We start from the raw sequence: 14,883 nt of genomic DNA, 5'->3' as shown, positions 1-14,883 counted from the left end.
CATTTGTCCGGGGATCGCCGGGGTCGCCAGACCACCAGCGCCGTCGATTGCCTCTCCTGGCGGACCAGGTCACGGCTCCCGTACGGATTCGTCATCGCCTCCACCTGGGCCATCCGGTGGTAGGCCGACTCGAGCTCCTGCTCCAGCTCGGCCACCCGGTGCTGAAGGTCGGAGACCAACTGCTCCAGGCCGATGATCCGCTTGATGCCGGCCAGGTTGACGCCGTCCTCCTGGCTCAGCCGCTGCACCTCGCGGAGCAGTGCCACGTCCCGCTCGCTGTACCGCCGGCCACCGCCACCGGCCCGGCCGGGCTGCACCAGCCCGAGCCGGTCGTACTGCCGGAGGGTCTGTGGATGCATCCCGGCCAGACGTGCGGCCACCGAGATGATCAAAACCTTCGCGTCGGAGGCCTGTTCGATCGAGATGTGGATCTCTTCATACATGTGCCACCTCCCGGGAGGGCTCTAACCGGCAGCCCGGCGCAGACGTTCGTCGATCCGGTCCCGCGCCGGGGGCGGGGTGAGCTTGGCGAATTTCTCCAGCAGGTCGCGGGCCTCGCCGGTGACTCCGGCCGGGACCTGCACGTCGACGGTGACGATCAGATCGCCGGCCTGGCCCTCCTTGCGGACCACGCCCTTGCCCCGCGCCCGTAGTTTCCGGCCGCCCGGAGTACCCGGTGGCACCCGCAGCGTGACCGGACCGTCCAGGGTCGGCACCTTCAGGTCGGTGCCGAGCACGGCTTCGGCGATGGTGATCGGAACGGTCAGTGTCAGGTCGTCGCCGCTGCGCCCGAACAGGTCGTCCGGCCGCACCTTGACCTGCACGTACAGGTCGCCGGCCGAGCCGCCCCGGTCACCCGGCTCGCCCCGGCCGCTGAGCCGGATCCGCTGGCCGTCGGCCACGCCCGCCGGGAACCGGACGTTGATCGTGCGGGTCTTGGTGACCCCACCGCTGCCCCGGCACTCCGGGCACTTCTCGTCCACGATGCTGCCCGAGCCCTGACAGTCACGACACGGCTCGGAGAAGCTGAACGAACCCTGGTTGCTGGAGATCAGGCCGGTCCCGTGGCATTTCGGGCAGGAGCGTGGCGTGGTCCCCGGCTTGGCGCCACTGCCGTGACAGGTGTCACAGGCGCCCGGCGTGCGCAAGGTCAGCGGCAGCGTCGTGCCACGAACCGCCTGGGCGAAGTCGAGGGTCACCTCGGTCTCCACGTCGCGCCCGCGCTGCGGACCACGCCGCCCCGCCGGCCCGCCGGGCGGCTGACCGCCGGAGAAGATCGAGCTGAAGATGTCGGAGAAACCGGTGCCGCCGAACCGCCGGTCCGCGCCCGGCGCCCCGGCTCCACCGGAGAAGCCGCCGAACAGGTCCGACGGGTCGAACTGGGTGCCACCGCCACCCCGCGCCCCGCGCCGGAACGCGCCCGAGCCGAACAACGAGCGCATCTCGTCATACTCTTTGCGCTTCTTGTCGTCGGCCAGCACGTCGTACGCCTCGGAAGCGGCCTTGAACTTCTCCTCCGCCTCCTTGTTACCGGGATTGCGGTCCGGGTGCAGATCGCGGGCGAGTTTCCGGTACGCCTTCTTGATCTCGTCGGGGGAGGCGGACCGGTTCACGCCGAGCACGGCGTAGAAGTCCTTCTCGAGCCAGTCCTTCGAGCTCATTCAGTCCACCTCCTCGACTTGTCGGCGACGCCCCGCCCACCGGAGACCGGTGGGCGGGACACAGTCACTGATTTCACTCCGGATCGGCGACAGCGACCAGAGCCGCGCGCAGCAGGCGCTCGCCCAGTGTGTAACCCCGGCGCATCACCTCGACGCACGTCGGCTCGTCGACGTCCGCGGACGTCTGGTGCGCGACCGCCTCGTGCCTGTTCGGGTCGAAGGGGTCGCCCTTCTCGCCGAAGGCCACCAGGCCGAGCTTGCCGGTCACCGCGGTGAGCTGCTCCGCCACCGAGGCGAACGGCCCGACCAGGTCACCGTGCTCACGGGCCCGGTCGATGTCGTCCAGGACCGGGAGCAGGTCGGTGAGGACCTTGCCGGTGGTCTGCTCGGCCGCGGTGCCACGGTCACGGTCGACCCGCTTGCGGTAGTTGGCGTACTCCGCCGACACGCGCTGGAGGTCGTGCGTACGCTCCTCCAGCTCGCCCCGCAGGGCCTCCAGCTCAGCACCGAGACCGGGCTTCGCGTCCTCCTCGGCCACGGGAGTCACGTCCTCCTCCTCGGGGGCGCGGTGTGCGCCGACCGGCTTCTGCGACTTCTTACTCGCCGACTCCTCGATGGGAGCCTCCTCGGCCGTCGGGTCGATCTCGCCCTGGATGACTTCCCGCTCGGCCGCCGGACCGTCGTTCTCGTCGTCCTTGGCACTCACTTCTTGTCGTCCTCCACGATCTCGGCGTCGACCACGTCGTCACCGCCGGCCGCCGGGCCGGTCGAGCCCGCACCGGCACCCGGGGCGCCACCCGCGGCGGCCTGCGGGGCCTCACCCTGCGAGTAGAGCAGCGAGCCGGCCTCCTGGGAGACCTGCGACAGCCGCTCGTGGGCCGACTTGATCTTCTCGATGTCGGTGCCGCCGAGCGCGCCACGGAGCTCGCCGAGCGCCTCGCCGATCTTGTTCTTGCTGTCCTCGGGGAGCTTGTCGCCGCTCTCCGCCAGGAACTTCTCGGTCTGCCACTGCAGCTGCTCGGCCAGGTTGCGGGTCTCCGCGTCCTCACGGCGCTTCTTGTCGTCGTCCGCGTGGTCCTGAGCGTCGCGCATCATGCGCTCGATGTCGTCCTTCGGCAGCGCGGAGCCGCCGGTGATCGTCATCTTCTGCTCCTTGCCCGTGCCCAGGTCCTTGGCGGACACGTGCACGATGCCGTTCGCGTCGATGTCGAAGGAGACCTCGATCTGCGGGACGCCGCGGGGCGCCGGGGCGATGCCACTGAGCTCGAAGGTGCCGAGCTTCTTGTTGTTCGCCGCCATCTCGCGCTCACCCTGGTAGACCTGGATCAGCACGGAGGGCTGGTTGTCGTCGGCCGTGGTGTAGACCTCGGAGCGGTGCGCCGGGATGGTGGTGTTGCGCTCCACCAGCTTGTGCATGATGCCGCCCTTGGTCTCGATGCCCAGCGAGAGCGGGGTGACATCGAGCAGCAGGACGTCCTTGACCTCGCCCTTGAGCACACCGGCCTGGAGCGCGGCGCCGACGGCGACGACCTCGTCCGGGTTGACGCCCTTGTTCGGCTCGCGGCCGATCAGGCTCTGCACCAGCTCGGTGACGGCCGGCATACGGGTCGAGCCGCCGACCAGGATGACGTGGTCGATGGCCGCCAGCTTGACGTCGGCGTCCTTGATGGCCGCCTCGAACGGGCCCTTGCAACGGTCCAGCAGGTCCTGCGTCATCCGCTGGAACTCGGCGCGGCTCAGCGACGTGTCCAGGTGCAGCGGGCCGTTCGCCCCCGCGGTGATGTAGGGCAGGTTGATGCTGGTCGTGGTCGCGGCGGACAGCTCGATCTTGGCCTTCTCGGCCGCCTCGCGCAGACGCTGGAGCGCCATCTTGTCCTGGGAGAGGTCGATGCCGTGCTCGCCACGGAAGCTCTTCACCAGGTGGTCGATGATCCGCTGGTCCCAGTCGTCGCCGCCCAGGTGGTTGTCACCGGAGGTCGACTTGACCTCGATGACGCCGTCGCCGAGCTCGAGCAGCGAGACGTCGAAGGTGCCGCCGCCGAGGTCGAAGACCAGGACGGTCTGCTCCTTGGAGCCCTTGTCCAGCCCGTACGCCAGAGCGGCGGCGGTGGGCTCGTTGACGATGCGCAGGACGTTGAGGCCGGCGATCTCGCCCGCCTCCTTGGTGGCGGTGCGCTGCGCGTCGTTGAAGTACGCCGGGACGGTGATGACCGCGTCGGTGATCTGCTCACCCAGGTAGGCCTCGGCGTCCCGCTTGAGCTTCATCAGCACCCGCGCGGAGATCTCCTGCGGCGTGTACTGCTTACCGTCGATGTCCATCGACCAGTTGGTGCCGATCTCCCGCTTGACCGAACGGATGGTCCGGTCGGGGTTGGTCACCGCCTGGCGCTTGGCGACCTCACCGACGAGCACCTCGCCGTTGCGGGCGAAGGCGACGATCGACGGAGTCGTCCGGGAGCCCTCCGCGTTGGCGATGACGGTGGGCTCGCCTCCTTCCAGAACGCTGACGCAGGAGTTCGTGGTGCCGAGGTCGATGCCGACCGCACGTGCCATGGTGTTCCTCGCTTTTCACAGCTGGGGTTCGCGTACGAAGGTTGAGTGGAACCGACTCAATGATGCCACGGTGCCGCACAGCGTCAAATCGAAGTTGAGCCCCTGGGGCGCAAGCCGGTGCATACAGGGGCACCGGCACATACCTGTCAGGTCACGGCATACCGGGACCCTGTTGTCCTGGATGCATAGATCGTGCACGCTTTACCCGTGACGACGCACGGAGACGCGGTCGGTCCGTCGGCCCTTTCCGCCGTCCCCGCCCAATCGGATGAAAAGAACCAGGTCAGCGTGGCCACAGGTGGCCCATCAGAGCGTACGGGGGCGAGCCCGATCCGTCCGGAAAACCACGGAAACCGCCCCGAACCGGTCGAAGTACCCCCGGCGGTCGGCCGGTTGGCCACGGCCCTGAGCCGGTTACGGGCGGCGCTCGGCGCGGTCTCGTACCCCCTGGTCCTTCCGTCCGCGGACGAGGCCCGGCGAGTCGGTTCGGCCCTGGCCGCTCAACTCGACGACTACCTGCTCCCACGACTGGCCCGCCTCGACGCACCCCTGCTGGTGGTCGTCGGCGGTTCCACCGGAGCGGGCAAGTCGACACTGGTCAACAGCCTGGTCCAAGCCCCGGTCAGCAACGCCGGCGTGCTCCGGCCGACGACCAAGTCACCGGTGCTCGTGACCCACCCCGACGACGTGCAGTGGTTCGGCCGGGGCGGGCTGCTGCCCGGCCTCACCCGGACCGGTCAGCCGAGCAACGCCGCGGACGTGCTCCAGGTGGTGGCGACCCCGACGATCGGTCCCGGCCTGGCCCTGCTGGACGCGCCCGACGTCGACTCGGTCGTCGACGAGAACCGCAAGCTCGCCGCCCAGCTGCTGGCTGCGGCCGACCTGTGGCTCTTCGTCACCACCGCCGCACGCTACGCCGACGCCGTCCCGTGGGAGCTGCTCACCACCGCCCGGCTACGGGGCACGGTGATCGCCCTGGTCCTGGACCGGGTGCCGGTCGACGCGGCCGCCGAGATCGCCGCCCACCTGGGCGAGATGCTGACCGCCAACGACCTCGGCTCGGCACCGCTGTTCGTGCTGCCCGAGACCGAGCTGGACCAGCACGGCATGCTGCCGGACGCGGCGATCGGCCCGATGCGGATCTGGTTCGCCCAGCTGGCCGGTGACGCCGGAGCCCGGGGCACGGTGGTCCGGCAGACCCTGGACGGAGCGCTCAGCGCACTCACCCCGGCACTCAACGGGCTGGCCGAGGCCGCCGACGACCAGGTCCGTACGGCGCATGCGCTGGACGAGCGGGTCGAGTCCGCCTACCGCAACGCCCACCGGGTCACCGAGGAGGGCCTGCGCGACGGCCGGCTGCTCCGTGGTGAGGTGCTGGCCCGCTGGCAGGACTACGTGGGCACCGGCGACCTGGTCCGCAACCTGGAGTCCCGGGTGGGTCACCTGCGTGACCGTCTCTTCGCGGCTCTCAGCGGCCGGACCACCCCCGGGCAGAACCTGCGGGTCGCTCTCGAGTCGCAGTTGGTCACCCTGCTGCGCGGGGTGGCGACGGACGCGGCCGAGCAGGCGTATGCGGCGTGGCAGGCCCACCCGGCCGGGGCCGCCCTGCTGGCGCCGAACCTGCAGCACGCCTCGCCCGACCTGCCCGAGCGCGCCGACCGCCTGGTCCGTGACTGGCAGCAGTGGGTGCTCGAACTGGTCCGTACCGAGGCGTCGGACAAGCGGGCCGTGGCCCGGGGCGCGGCGTACGCGGTCAACGGCGCCGGGCTCGCCGTCATGATCGCGGTCTTCACCGCCACCGCCTTCATCCCCACCGGGCTGGAGGTCGCCGCGGGTGCCGGCAGCGCGGTCGCCGCACAGAAGGTGCTCGAGGCCGTCTTCGGCGACCAGGCGATCCGCACCCTCGCCGGCCGCGCCCGCACCGAACTGCTCGACCGGGTCGAGAAACTGCTCGCCGTCGAGGCCGCCCGCTTCACGGAACGGACCTCGGCGGCACGCCTCGAGACGACGCATGGCACGCTTCTGCGCCAGACCGCCGCCGAGGTGGAGAACGCCAGGAAGGAACTCGCTTTGACCGGGTCCGGGTCATGAACTTGGTACAGAAGTCGCGCGACGAGTCCGTCGACGCGGAGGCCCTGGGACGACGACTGGAAGCGCTGGCCCGGTTCCTGCGGGTGGCCGACCCGTACCTGCCGGACGGCGAGCTCGTGGCCGCGCACACCCTTGTCGAGCGGGCCAGTGGCCGGCTCACCCTCTCCCTCGACCACACCGTGGTCGCGCTCGCCGGCAGCACCGGCAGCGGCAAGTCCAGCCTGTTCAATGCGCTCGCCCGGTTCAAGCTGTCGCCGGTGGGTGTGCGCCGGCCGACCACCGGCACCGCGCACGCTGTGGTGTGGGGCCCGCTGGAGCCGGCCAACCGGCTGCTCGACTGGGTCGGGGTGCTGCCGCGGCAGCGGTTCGTCCGGGAGAGCGCTCTGGACGGCGACGACGAGGCCACCCTGCGCGGGCTGATCCTGCTCGACCTGCCCGACTTCGACTCGATCGAGCGCGCCCATCAGCTCGAGGTGGACCGGCTGCTCGGTCTGGTCGATCAGATCGTCTGGGTCGTCGACCCGCAGAAGTACGGCGACCGGGTCCTGCACCGGGCGTACCTGTCCCAGTTCAGCACCCACGCCGGCGTCACCATCGTGGTCCTCAATCAGGCCGACCGGCTCAACCCGGCCGACACCGAGGTGGTCCGCAACGACCTGGCCCGGCTCCTGGAGGAGGACGGGCTCACCGGGACCCCGGTGATCGCCACCTCGGCGAAACAGCCGGGCATGCTGAGCGAGCTGCGGTCGGCCCTGGAGTCCACGGTGGCGAACCGGCAGGCGGCACTGCGCCGGCTCACCGCCGACCTGGACGCGGTCGGTGAGGAACTGGGCGCCATGATCGGGCCACCGGCCGCCGAGGACGAGGTGGACCGGGCGACCGTCCGGCAGCTGTGTGACGCGCTGGCCGAGTCGGCCGGGGTGCCGGGCGTGGCGGACTCGACCGCCGCCGCCTACCGGCACCGGGCCTCGGCGGCGACCGGCTGGCCGCTGGCGCGCGGGCTGCGCCGGCTCCGGCCCGACCCGCTGCGCAAGCTGCATCTCGCCGAGCCGGTCAAGACCGACTCGGTGTCCACGGATGTCGTTCCGCGTACGTCGGTCCCGGAGGCCGACGCCGCGCAGAAGTCCGCCGTGGGCCTGACCGTCCGGGCGGTCGCGGCACGCGCCGCGGCTCCGCTGCCGGAGGTGTGGTCCCCCGCGCTGAACAGCGCCGCCCGTTCGAAGGCGGCCGACGTGCCGGACGCGCTCGACCGGGCGGTCGCACAGACCGACCTGGGCCTGGAGCAACCGCCGGTCTGGTGGCGGGCAGTCGGCGTCCTGCAGTGGGTGCTGCTGGCGACCGCCGCGGCCGGTCTCGGCTGGCTGATCCTGGGGTACGCGTTGTCCGCTCTCGGCCTGCCCGACATCGACGGTCCGGAGGTGGGTGTCGTCCCGCTGCCGACGCTGTTGCTGCTCATCGGACTGGCCGGCGGGTTGCTGCTGTGGCTGGTGTTGCGGCCGATCATCGAGGCCGGAGCGCGACGGGCCCGGCGACGAGCGGAGCTGCGGCTGCGGGCCGCGGTCACCGAGGTCGGGCGTGGGTACGTGGTCGCGCCGGTCCGTGAGGTGCTGAACGCCTACGCCCAGGCGAGAGAAGCTCTCAGCGTCGTGCGAGCGGAGTAGTTCCGGCGGGTGCCGCGGGCGTAGGCTCGCGGCATGCCCGCACCCCGGACGGTCTACGACGCCGTGCTGCAAGCAGCCCGTGACGTCACCAAGCTGGGCTGCGCTCTCGATGCCGAGATGCTCGGCACGGCTCTGCTCGGCAGTGTCTACTCGGTTGCCTCCGACGACCGGGCCGCGGCCGTCCGTGACTTCGTGGGCCGGTTCCTGACCGCCACGACCGCTCCGGACGCCCCGGCCACCACGACGATCCGCGAGGTCTTCGCGGCCCTGGTGCCCGACGCCGACGGCGCGACCGAGGTGGGCCACGCCGCGGAGGCGCCCGCCTGGGCCGCACAGCTCGGGCGGGTCCGGCCCACCGGCTGCTGGGCCTATGGGGACGTCTTCGGCGATCAGACGTCCTACCTGGTCACCTTCGCCTACGAGGACGACTCGGAGGGCGGGCCGGAGCACGCCGTGGTGGCTCTCGTGGACCACAACATCGGCATCACCAAGGACCTGTTCGTGGCCGCCTCGGCAGCGCCGCGGCTCGCGCAGGTGCGCGAGCTCTGCGAGGCCGACGAGCTGACCTGGTTCCGCACCGAGGATCCCGGCCGCCTGCGTGACGAGGTGGGCCGGCACCTGCGTGTCACCGACGAGCTGAGCGAGCTGCCGTCGGACGGTTCGCTCGCCACCGACCGCGCGCTCGCGGCGGCCCGGTTGGCGCTGCTGCCGGCCGTGACCACGCCGCCGCTCACCGAGCCGGCCGGGCCGGCCGGCCACGATCTGGTCCGTGACTTCCTGTCCTCGCCGGAGGCGGCCCGGTTCGACCTGCCGGCCGGTTCGGGCGACCCGGCCGACCTCGCCTCCCTGGACTTCTGTGTCAGCCTGGTGCTCGATCACGCGGCGAGCCTGCCGGGTGGCGATCCGCTGCGCTGGAGTCCGGCGGTCGCCGGGTTGTTCCTGCTCGACTGGGTGCACCGGCGGGCCGTCCTGGATCTGGACGACGCCGCCATGATGCCGCGCGTGGTGCGGGCCTGGTCGGCCTATGCCACGGTGCGGCGCAACCTGCCGGCGGCGGCGGTCCAGGAGACCGAGGACGCACTGGGGGAGCTGATCCCCGAGTTCGCCCGGCTCTACACCACCGGCGAGCGGCGGAGCCCGGCCACCGCCGCGGTGGCCCAGCTCATCTCCGAGGGCGTCGACCCCGGCGACACCGCCGCCATCGACGCGTGGCTGGAAGCCAACCGCGACGAGTGAGCCGCCCGGTCAGCGGCGGTTGATGTGATGGGCGTCCGTGCTCGGGTCGGCGTGATGACGGCCGACCCGGGTGCTGCGGTCGTAGGAGGCGCTGCGTTCCTCCGGGTAATTGGTGTGCTCGGCCCGGTGCATCCCGCGATAGGGGCGGTTGGCGCGCCGGTTCTCCTCCGAGTTCGTTTCGGTCAGCAGGCGGCGGACCACGTTGAGGTTGCCGTCGGTGTGGCTCTGCTCGAGGACCCGGGACGGGCGGACGTTGTACGGGCGTTCGGCCACTGCTGACCTCCGGCTGTGTCGGGGCCGATCCACGGATCGGCGATCGTTGACGGCTTTCTCACAGTCCCGCTTCCCCGGCACGTCCGGTTTATGCGGTTCCTCGGGTTTATGTGAATCATCATCCGCGGCACGGCCGGTTTCATCGGGAATGTCCGGCAGGCTGGGAACGGTCGGGAAGTCGCGCGGCAACTCCGGCTCCGGAGACTCGTCCTCCGCCGGGACGACGGGCAGATTCGGCACCACCGGAATCGGACCCGATGTGAACGAGGCCCGCCGCGGCCCCGGCAGAGGCAGGGCCCGATGCGACGTGCGGGCCGGCCCAGGCGAGGCTTGACGCGACGTGGGTGCGGGCAGAGGCGCGGCCCGGCTCGGCACGGGTGAGCGCGACGCATGCCGCGACCTCGGCGCCGGCGGGCGCGCGACCCGCTGCGGCACGGGAGCGGCCGAGAGCGACGCCCGCGGCACGGGCGCGGTGGCTCGCGGCGGAGCGGCGGCGCCACGCGACGGAGATACGGCAGCACGCGACGGGGGCGCGGCCGAGACCCGCGAGGCCGTGGGCGCGGGGGTCACCGAGGGCGGCTCCGCAACGATCCCCGGGTTCGCGGGCCGGGACTGTTGTGGCCGGGGCGGCTTCTCCCCGTACCCCTGAATGGTCGTCGGCATGACCGGCCCGGTCGCCGGCGGCGGCAGGAACGGCACGTCCATCGCCCCGGTCCGCCCGTCATCGGTGATCTCGCTGGATCCGGTGGTGAGGATGGCGAGGGTCGGGAACGAGGCGAGCGCGACGAGCAGCGCCACCATCACGACGTAGCGGCGGGTCGGCCCGGAGAAGCCGAGATCCTCGCGATACACCCCGTTGATCCGCTTGCGCAGCACCTTGAGGGGCCGCGCGAAGTAGTCGTCGTCGGGCAGGTGCGGCACGCGAGGCTCCTCCAAAGATCAGCTTGGATCCGTCCCGGTCACTGGGGTTGAACGACGGCGGGCACCGGAGGGAGCGGCATGAAAGGGCCATTAGTACCGAAGTGAATGGACAAAACCCCATAAAAAAGACAAAAGACCAGACAAGAATTCTGGATTCGTGATCCACGCAGCCTGTAACGGCGGTCACTCTCTCTGTCAGGATGGGGGCGACGGCACGTCGCTGCCTACGCCGACCAGCGGGGTCACGGCGGCCGTCCCGGCTTCGAGCCGGTGTTCGCCGCGCGACAACCCACACCCGGGCCAGGCGCGGCACCTGAGTGGTTCAGCCGCGTGGCCGGGAGACACCCGCCGCGGGCGCAACGAGGAAACAGGAGACACGGATGGCGAAAGGCGAGAGCGTGGCCGGGACCGACATCCCGCCCGGCGGCTTCGTCCAACTGCTGACCCCCGACGGCGAGCGTGTCGACAGCGTCACCACCGCTGACGGGACGACGTATTCCGTCGACTTCACCGACGAGGAGTACCGCGAGCTCTACCGGGATCTGGTCACCGTCCGGCGCCTCGACACCGAGGCGGTCGCCCTGCAACGGCAGGGTGAGCTGGGCATCTGGGCCAGTCTGCTCGGGCAGGAGGCGGCTCAGGTCGGCTCCGGGCGGGCACTGCGCCCGCAGGACATGGCCTTCCCGACCTACCGGGAGCACGGCGTCCTCTACTGCCGCGGCATCGATCCGATCATGCCGTTCGGCCTGTTCCGGGGTGTCGACCAGGGCGGCTGGGACGCCAACGAGTTCAAGTTCAACCAGTACACGATCGTCATCGGCTCGCAGACGCTGCACGCGACCGGCTACGCCATGGGCGTCACCATGGACGGCAAGACCGGTTCCTCCGACGGTGAGGCCGTGATCGCCTACTTCGGCGACGGTGCGACCAGCCAGGGCGAGGTCAACGAGGCGTTCGTCTGGTCCGGGGTGTTCAACTCCCCGATCGTCTTCTTCTGCCAGAACAATCAGTACGCGATCTCCGAGCCGCTGGAGCGGCAGACCCGTGTCCCGCTCTATCAGCGGGCCGGCGGCTACGGCTTCCCCGGCATCCGGGTGGACGGCAACGACGTACTGGCGACCTATGCGGTGACCCGGGCGGCGCTGGACAACGCGCGCAACGGTCAGGGCCCGACGCTGGTCGAGGCGTACACGTACCGGATGGGCGCGCACACCAGCTCGGACGACCCGACCCGCTACCGCATCGCGAGCGAGGTCGAGTCGTGGAAGGCGAAGGACCCGATCAGCCGGCTCCGCGCCTTCCTGACCAAGCAGAAGGTCGCGAAGAAGGACTTCTTCCTCGAGGTGGACGAGGAGGCCAACAAGAAGGCCCTGGACCTGCGGAAGCGGGTGCTGGCGATGCCCGACCCCGAGCCCGTGGCCCTTTTCGATCACGTCTATCCCAACGGTTCGCCCGAGATCGACGCGCAGCGTGACGCGTTCACCCGGTACCAGGCGTCCTTCGAGGGGAGTGGGCACTGATGATCACCCTGGGCAAAGCTCTCAACCACGGCCTGCGCCGAGCGCTGGAGGACGACCCCAAGGTCGTGATCATGGGAGAGGACGTCGGCAAGCTCGGCGGCGTCTTCCGGATCACCGACGCTCTGCAGAAGGACTTCGGCGAGAACCGGGTCATCGACACCCCGCTGGCCGAGGCCGGCATCGTCGGCACCGCGGTCGGCCTGGCCATCCGTGGCTTCCGGCCGGTCTGCGAGATCCAGTTCGACGGGTTCGTCTTCCCGGCGTACAACCAGATCGTCGCCCAGGTGGCGAAGATGCACTACCGGTCCAAGGGCAAGCTGCGGCTGCCGATCACGATCCGGATCCCCTACGGCGGTGGCATCGGCGCGGTCGAGCACCACTCCGAGTCGCCCGAGGCGTACTTCGCGCACACCCCCGGCCTCAAGGTCGTGAGCTGCTCGAATCCGGCCGACGCGTACACGATGATCCAGCAGGCGATCGCCTCCGACGACCCGGTGATCTTCTTCGAGCCGAAACGGCGCTACTGGGAGAAGGGGGAGGTCGACCTCGACGCTCCCCTGGATGCCGCGTTCCCGCTGCACTCGGCACGGGTCGCGCGGCCGGGTGGGGACGCGACGCTTCTCGCGTACGGCCCGATGGTCCGGGTGGCGCTCGACGCCGCCTCCGCCGCCGCCGAGGACGGCCGTGAGCTCGAAGTCATCGACGTGCGCTCGCTCTCCCCGATCGACTACCCGGTGATCTTCGAGTCGGTCAAGCGGACCGGCCGCGCCGTCGTCGTCCACGAGGCCCCCGGCAACGTCGGCCTCGGCGCCGAGATCGCTGCCCGGATCACCGAGGAGTGCTTCTACTCACTCGAGGCCCCGGTGCTGCGCGTGACCGGATACGACATCCCCTACCCGGCCGCGCGGATCGAGGAGGAGTACCTCCCCGACCTCGACCGGGTGCTGGACGCCGTCGACCGCTCGTTCGGCTGGTGACCGCGATGTCCCGGATCAAAGAGTTCAACCTGCCCGACCTCGGTGAGGGTCTGACCGAGGGCGAGATCCTGTCCTGGCTGGTCAAGGTCGGTGACACCATCGAGCTCAACCAGCCGATCGTCGAGGTGGAGACGGCGAAGGCGGCCGTCGAGATCCCGGCGAAGTGGGGCGGCGTCGTCACCCGGATCTTCCACGAGGCCGGTGTGGTGGTCGAGGTCGGCAAGCCGATCATCTCCATCGACACCGACCCGACCGCCGGACCCATCGCCCCCGCGCCCACGTCCTCGTCCTCATCCGGGGACGGCGAAACCGAAGCCGGCCTCATCGGTGGTCCGGCGCCCGGCGGCCGCACCGCGGTCCTCGTCGGTTACGGCCCGAAGACCACAACGGCGAAACGACGACCCCGCAGCGGTACGGCCACCGCTCCCACGACCGCAACCACACCTACCCCGCCTCCGGCGGCTGCCGCCCCGATCGTGGCCGCACCGGTCGAGCCGGCTCCCGTGGCTCCGGCACCGGTGGTCCAGTCCACCGCTCCGGCGACCGTCCCCCCGGCGGCCGTCTCTCCCGCGGCAGCCGGACGGACCGGGCCGGTGCTCGCCAAGCCGCCGGTTCGGAAACTCGCCCGTGATCTCGGCGTCGACCTCGCCGGTCTGAACGGGACGGGCCCGATGGGGTCGGTGACGCGGAACGACGTACAGCTGGCGGCATCTCGTCCGGAGACGCCGGCCGAGACCGCTCCGGCGACCGCTCCCACCGCACCGGCCGCGGTCTTCGACGCCTCTCGCGAGCAGCGCATCCCGATCAAGGGGGTGCGGAAGCTCACCGCGGAGAACATGGTCGCGTCGGCGTTCACCGCGCCGCACGTCACCGAGTTCCTCACCGTCGACGTGACGCGCTCGATGAAGGCGCTGGAGAAGCTGAAGGCCCGGCCCGAGTTCGCCGAGACCCGGGTGTCCCCGCTGCTGCTGGTGGCGAAAGCGGTGCTGCTCGCGGCGAAACGGCATCCGATGGTCAACTCGACCTGGTCCGGGGCGACCGGGGAGATCATCGTCAAGGACTACGTGAACCTCGGCATCGCCGCGGCGACCGAGCGTGGCCTGATCGTCCCGAACGTCAAGGACGCCGGCCGGCTCACCCTCCACGAGCTGGCCGAGGCCCTGAACACGCTGGTCCGGGTGGCCAAGTCGGGCAAGACACCGCCGTCCGACATGACCGGCGGCACGCTCTCGATCACGAACGTGGGCGTGTTCGGCATCGACACCGGAACGCCGATCCTGCCCCCGGGCGAGTCGGCGATCCTGGCCTTCGGCGCGATCCGGCCGACGCCCTGGGTGCACAAAGGCAAGATCAAGGTGCGCCAGGTCACCACGCTCGGGCTCTCCTTCGACCACCGGATCATCGACGGCGAACTGGGCTCGAAATTCCTGCGTGACGTGGGCGCGTTCCTGACCGACCCGGAGGCCACCCTGCTCAGCTGGACCTAAGGACCTTCGGCCTGATTGGGCAGTTGACTTTCGATCCTTAGGTTCATGACCCAGCTCACCCCCTAATTCACTGGCCACGCTCCCGTTGTCGGCAGATACTTGAGTCGACAACGGGACGCGCGCCCAGGGTTCCGCCACAAGCGGTCCGGCGACGCTCGTCAGAGCCAGACCCGCCACCGCGGGGGAAGTGAGCAGTGCCATGAACATGATCGACCGCATTCGCCGGCACCGGATGATCAGCCGCCAGAACCGTGCCATCGAGCGCGCGATGATGGCCGCTCCCACGCAGGCCATGCGCGACGAGATCGCCGTCATCGCCCAGCGCCGCTGGACCAACTGAGGTCACCGGCCCGCAGGGGTTTACCAACACGTGAAAACGGCCCTCCCGGATCACCCGGGCGGGCCGTTTCGCATCTCTCTCGCCTTCGGGCACACCCCATCCCGGCCGGCGGCCCACTGCTCCGGCCTCACACCGCCTCCGAGCGGTGAATCCCCGCCTTCTC

12 protein-coding genes are annotated in these 14,883 nt (G+C 70.6%); 7 read left to right on the top strand and 5 right to left on the bottom strand.

Annotation, left to right across the window (positions count from 1 at the left end):
• The 4 genes from ACFO0C_RS14310 to dnaK form a co-directional block, all read right to left on the bottom strand.
• Positions 1–443 (bottom strand): heat shock protein transcriptional repressor HspR (locus ACFO0C_RS14310; RefSeq protein WP_378067079.1); only part of this gene is annotated, 443 nt, incomplete at its 3' end.
• A gap of 21 nt (positions 444–464) precedes the next feature.
• Positions 465–1,661, bottom strand: a complete 1,197-nt coding sequence (gene dnaJ, locus ACFO0C_RS14305) for a molecular chaperone DnaJ (RefSeq protein ID WP_378067078.1) — start codon at positions 1,659–1,661, stop codon at positions 465–467.
• Positions 1,662–1,734: 73 nt separating this feature from the next.
• The gene (gene grpE / locus ACFO0C_RS14300; RefSeq protein WP_378067077.1) at positions 1,735–2,367 is read right to left on the bottom strand and encodes a nucleotide exchange factor GrpE; all 633 of its coding nucleotides are present in this window, start codon (positions 2,365–2,367) and stop codon (positions 1,735–1,737) included.
• Entirely contained in the window at positions 2,364–4,214 is a 1,851-nt protein-coding gene (gene dnaK / locus ACFO0C_RS14295; RefSeq protein WP_378067076.1) for a molecular chaperone DnaK, read from the bottom strand. Before dnaK ends, grpE begins: the two co-directional genes overlap by 4 nt.
• A 288-nt stretch (positions 4,215–4,502) precedes the next feature.
• On the opposite strand from dnaK, the gene ACFO0C_RS14290 reads away from it, so the two are divergent.
• Genes ACFO0C_RS14290 through ACFO0C_RS14280 form a run of 3 tightly spaced genes read left to right on the top strand, consistent with a single transcriptional unit; the run spans position 4,503 to position 9,202 of the window.
• Positions 4,503–6,305, top strand: a complete 1,803-nt coding sequence (locus tag ACFO0C_RS14290) for an ABC transporter (protein WP_378067145.1) — start codon at positions 4,503–4,505, stop codon at positions 6,303–6,305.
• Positions 6,302–7,966, top strand: coding sequence for a GTPase family protein (locus tag ACFO0C_RS14285; protein ID WP_378067075.1), 1,665 nt, complete (start codon positions 6,302–6,304; stop codon positions 7,964–7,966). The genes ACFO0C_RS14290 and ACFO0C_RS14285 overlap by 4 nt, the downstream gene beginning before the upstream one ends.
• A gap of 33 nt (positions 7,967–7,999) precedes the next feature.
• Entirely contained in the window at positions 8,000–9,202 is a 1,203-nt protein-coding gene (locus ACFO0C_RS14280) for a hypothetical protein (protein WP_378067074.1), read from the top strand.
• Positions 9,203–9,211: 9 nt separating this feature from the next.
• Here ACFO0C_RS14280 and ACFO0C_RS14275 read toward each other — a convergent pair whose 3' ends face one another.
• A complete protein-coding gene (locus ACFO0C_RS14275; RefSeq protein ID WP_378067073.1) occupies positions 9,212–10,396 on the bottom strand; it encodes a hypothetical protein in 1,185 nt (394 codons plus the stop codon).
• A gap of 380 nt (positions 10,397–10,776) precedes the next feature.
• On the opposite strand from ACFO0C_RS14275, the gene pdhA reads away from it, so the two are divergent.
• From pdhA to ACFO0C_RS14255, 4 genes are all read left to right on the top strand, one after another.
• Complete coding sequence (gene pdhA / locus ACFO0C_RS14270; RefSeq protein WP_378067072.1) at positions 10,777–11,916, top strand: pyruvate dehydrogenase (acetyl-transferring) E1 component subunit alpha; 1,140 nt, start codon at positions 10,777–10,779, stop codon at positions 11,914–11,916.
• Complete coding sequence (locus ACFO0C_RS14265; protein ID WP_378067071.1) at positions 11,916–12,893, top strand: alpha-ketoacid dehydrogenase subunit beta; 978 nt, start codon at positions 11,916–11,918, stop codon at positions 12,891–12,893. The genes pdhA and ACFO0C_RS14265 overlap by 1 nt, the downstream gene beginning before the upstream one ends.
• Before the next feature lie 5 nt (positions 12,894–12,898).
• Positions 12,899–14,380, top strand: a complete 1,482-nt coding sequence (locus ACFO0C_RS14260; protein WP_378067070.1) for a dihydrolipoamide acetyltransferase family protein — start codon at positions 12,899–12,901, stop codon at positions 14,378–14,380.
• 199 nt (positions 14,381–14,579) lie between these two features.
• Complete coding sequence (locus ACFO0C_RS14255; RefSeq protein WP_378067069.1) at positions 14,580–14,720, top strand: hypothetical protein; 141 nt, start codon at positions 14,580–14,582, stop codon at positions 14,718–14,720.
• Positions 14,721–14,883: the final 163 nt, after the last annotated feature.

The organism is Actinoplanes subglobosus, from assembly GCF_042650585.1.
Lineage (GTDB): Bacteria > Actinomycetota > Actinomycetes > Mycobacteriales > Micromonosporaceae > Actinoplanes > Actinoplanes subglobosus.
Note: the sequence above shows the minus strand (reverse complement) of the source record. Positions and strands in the feature narration are given on the sequence as shown.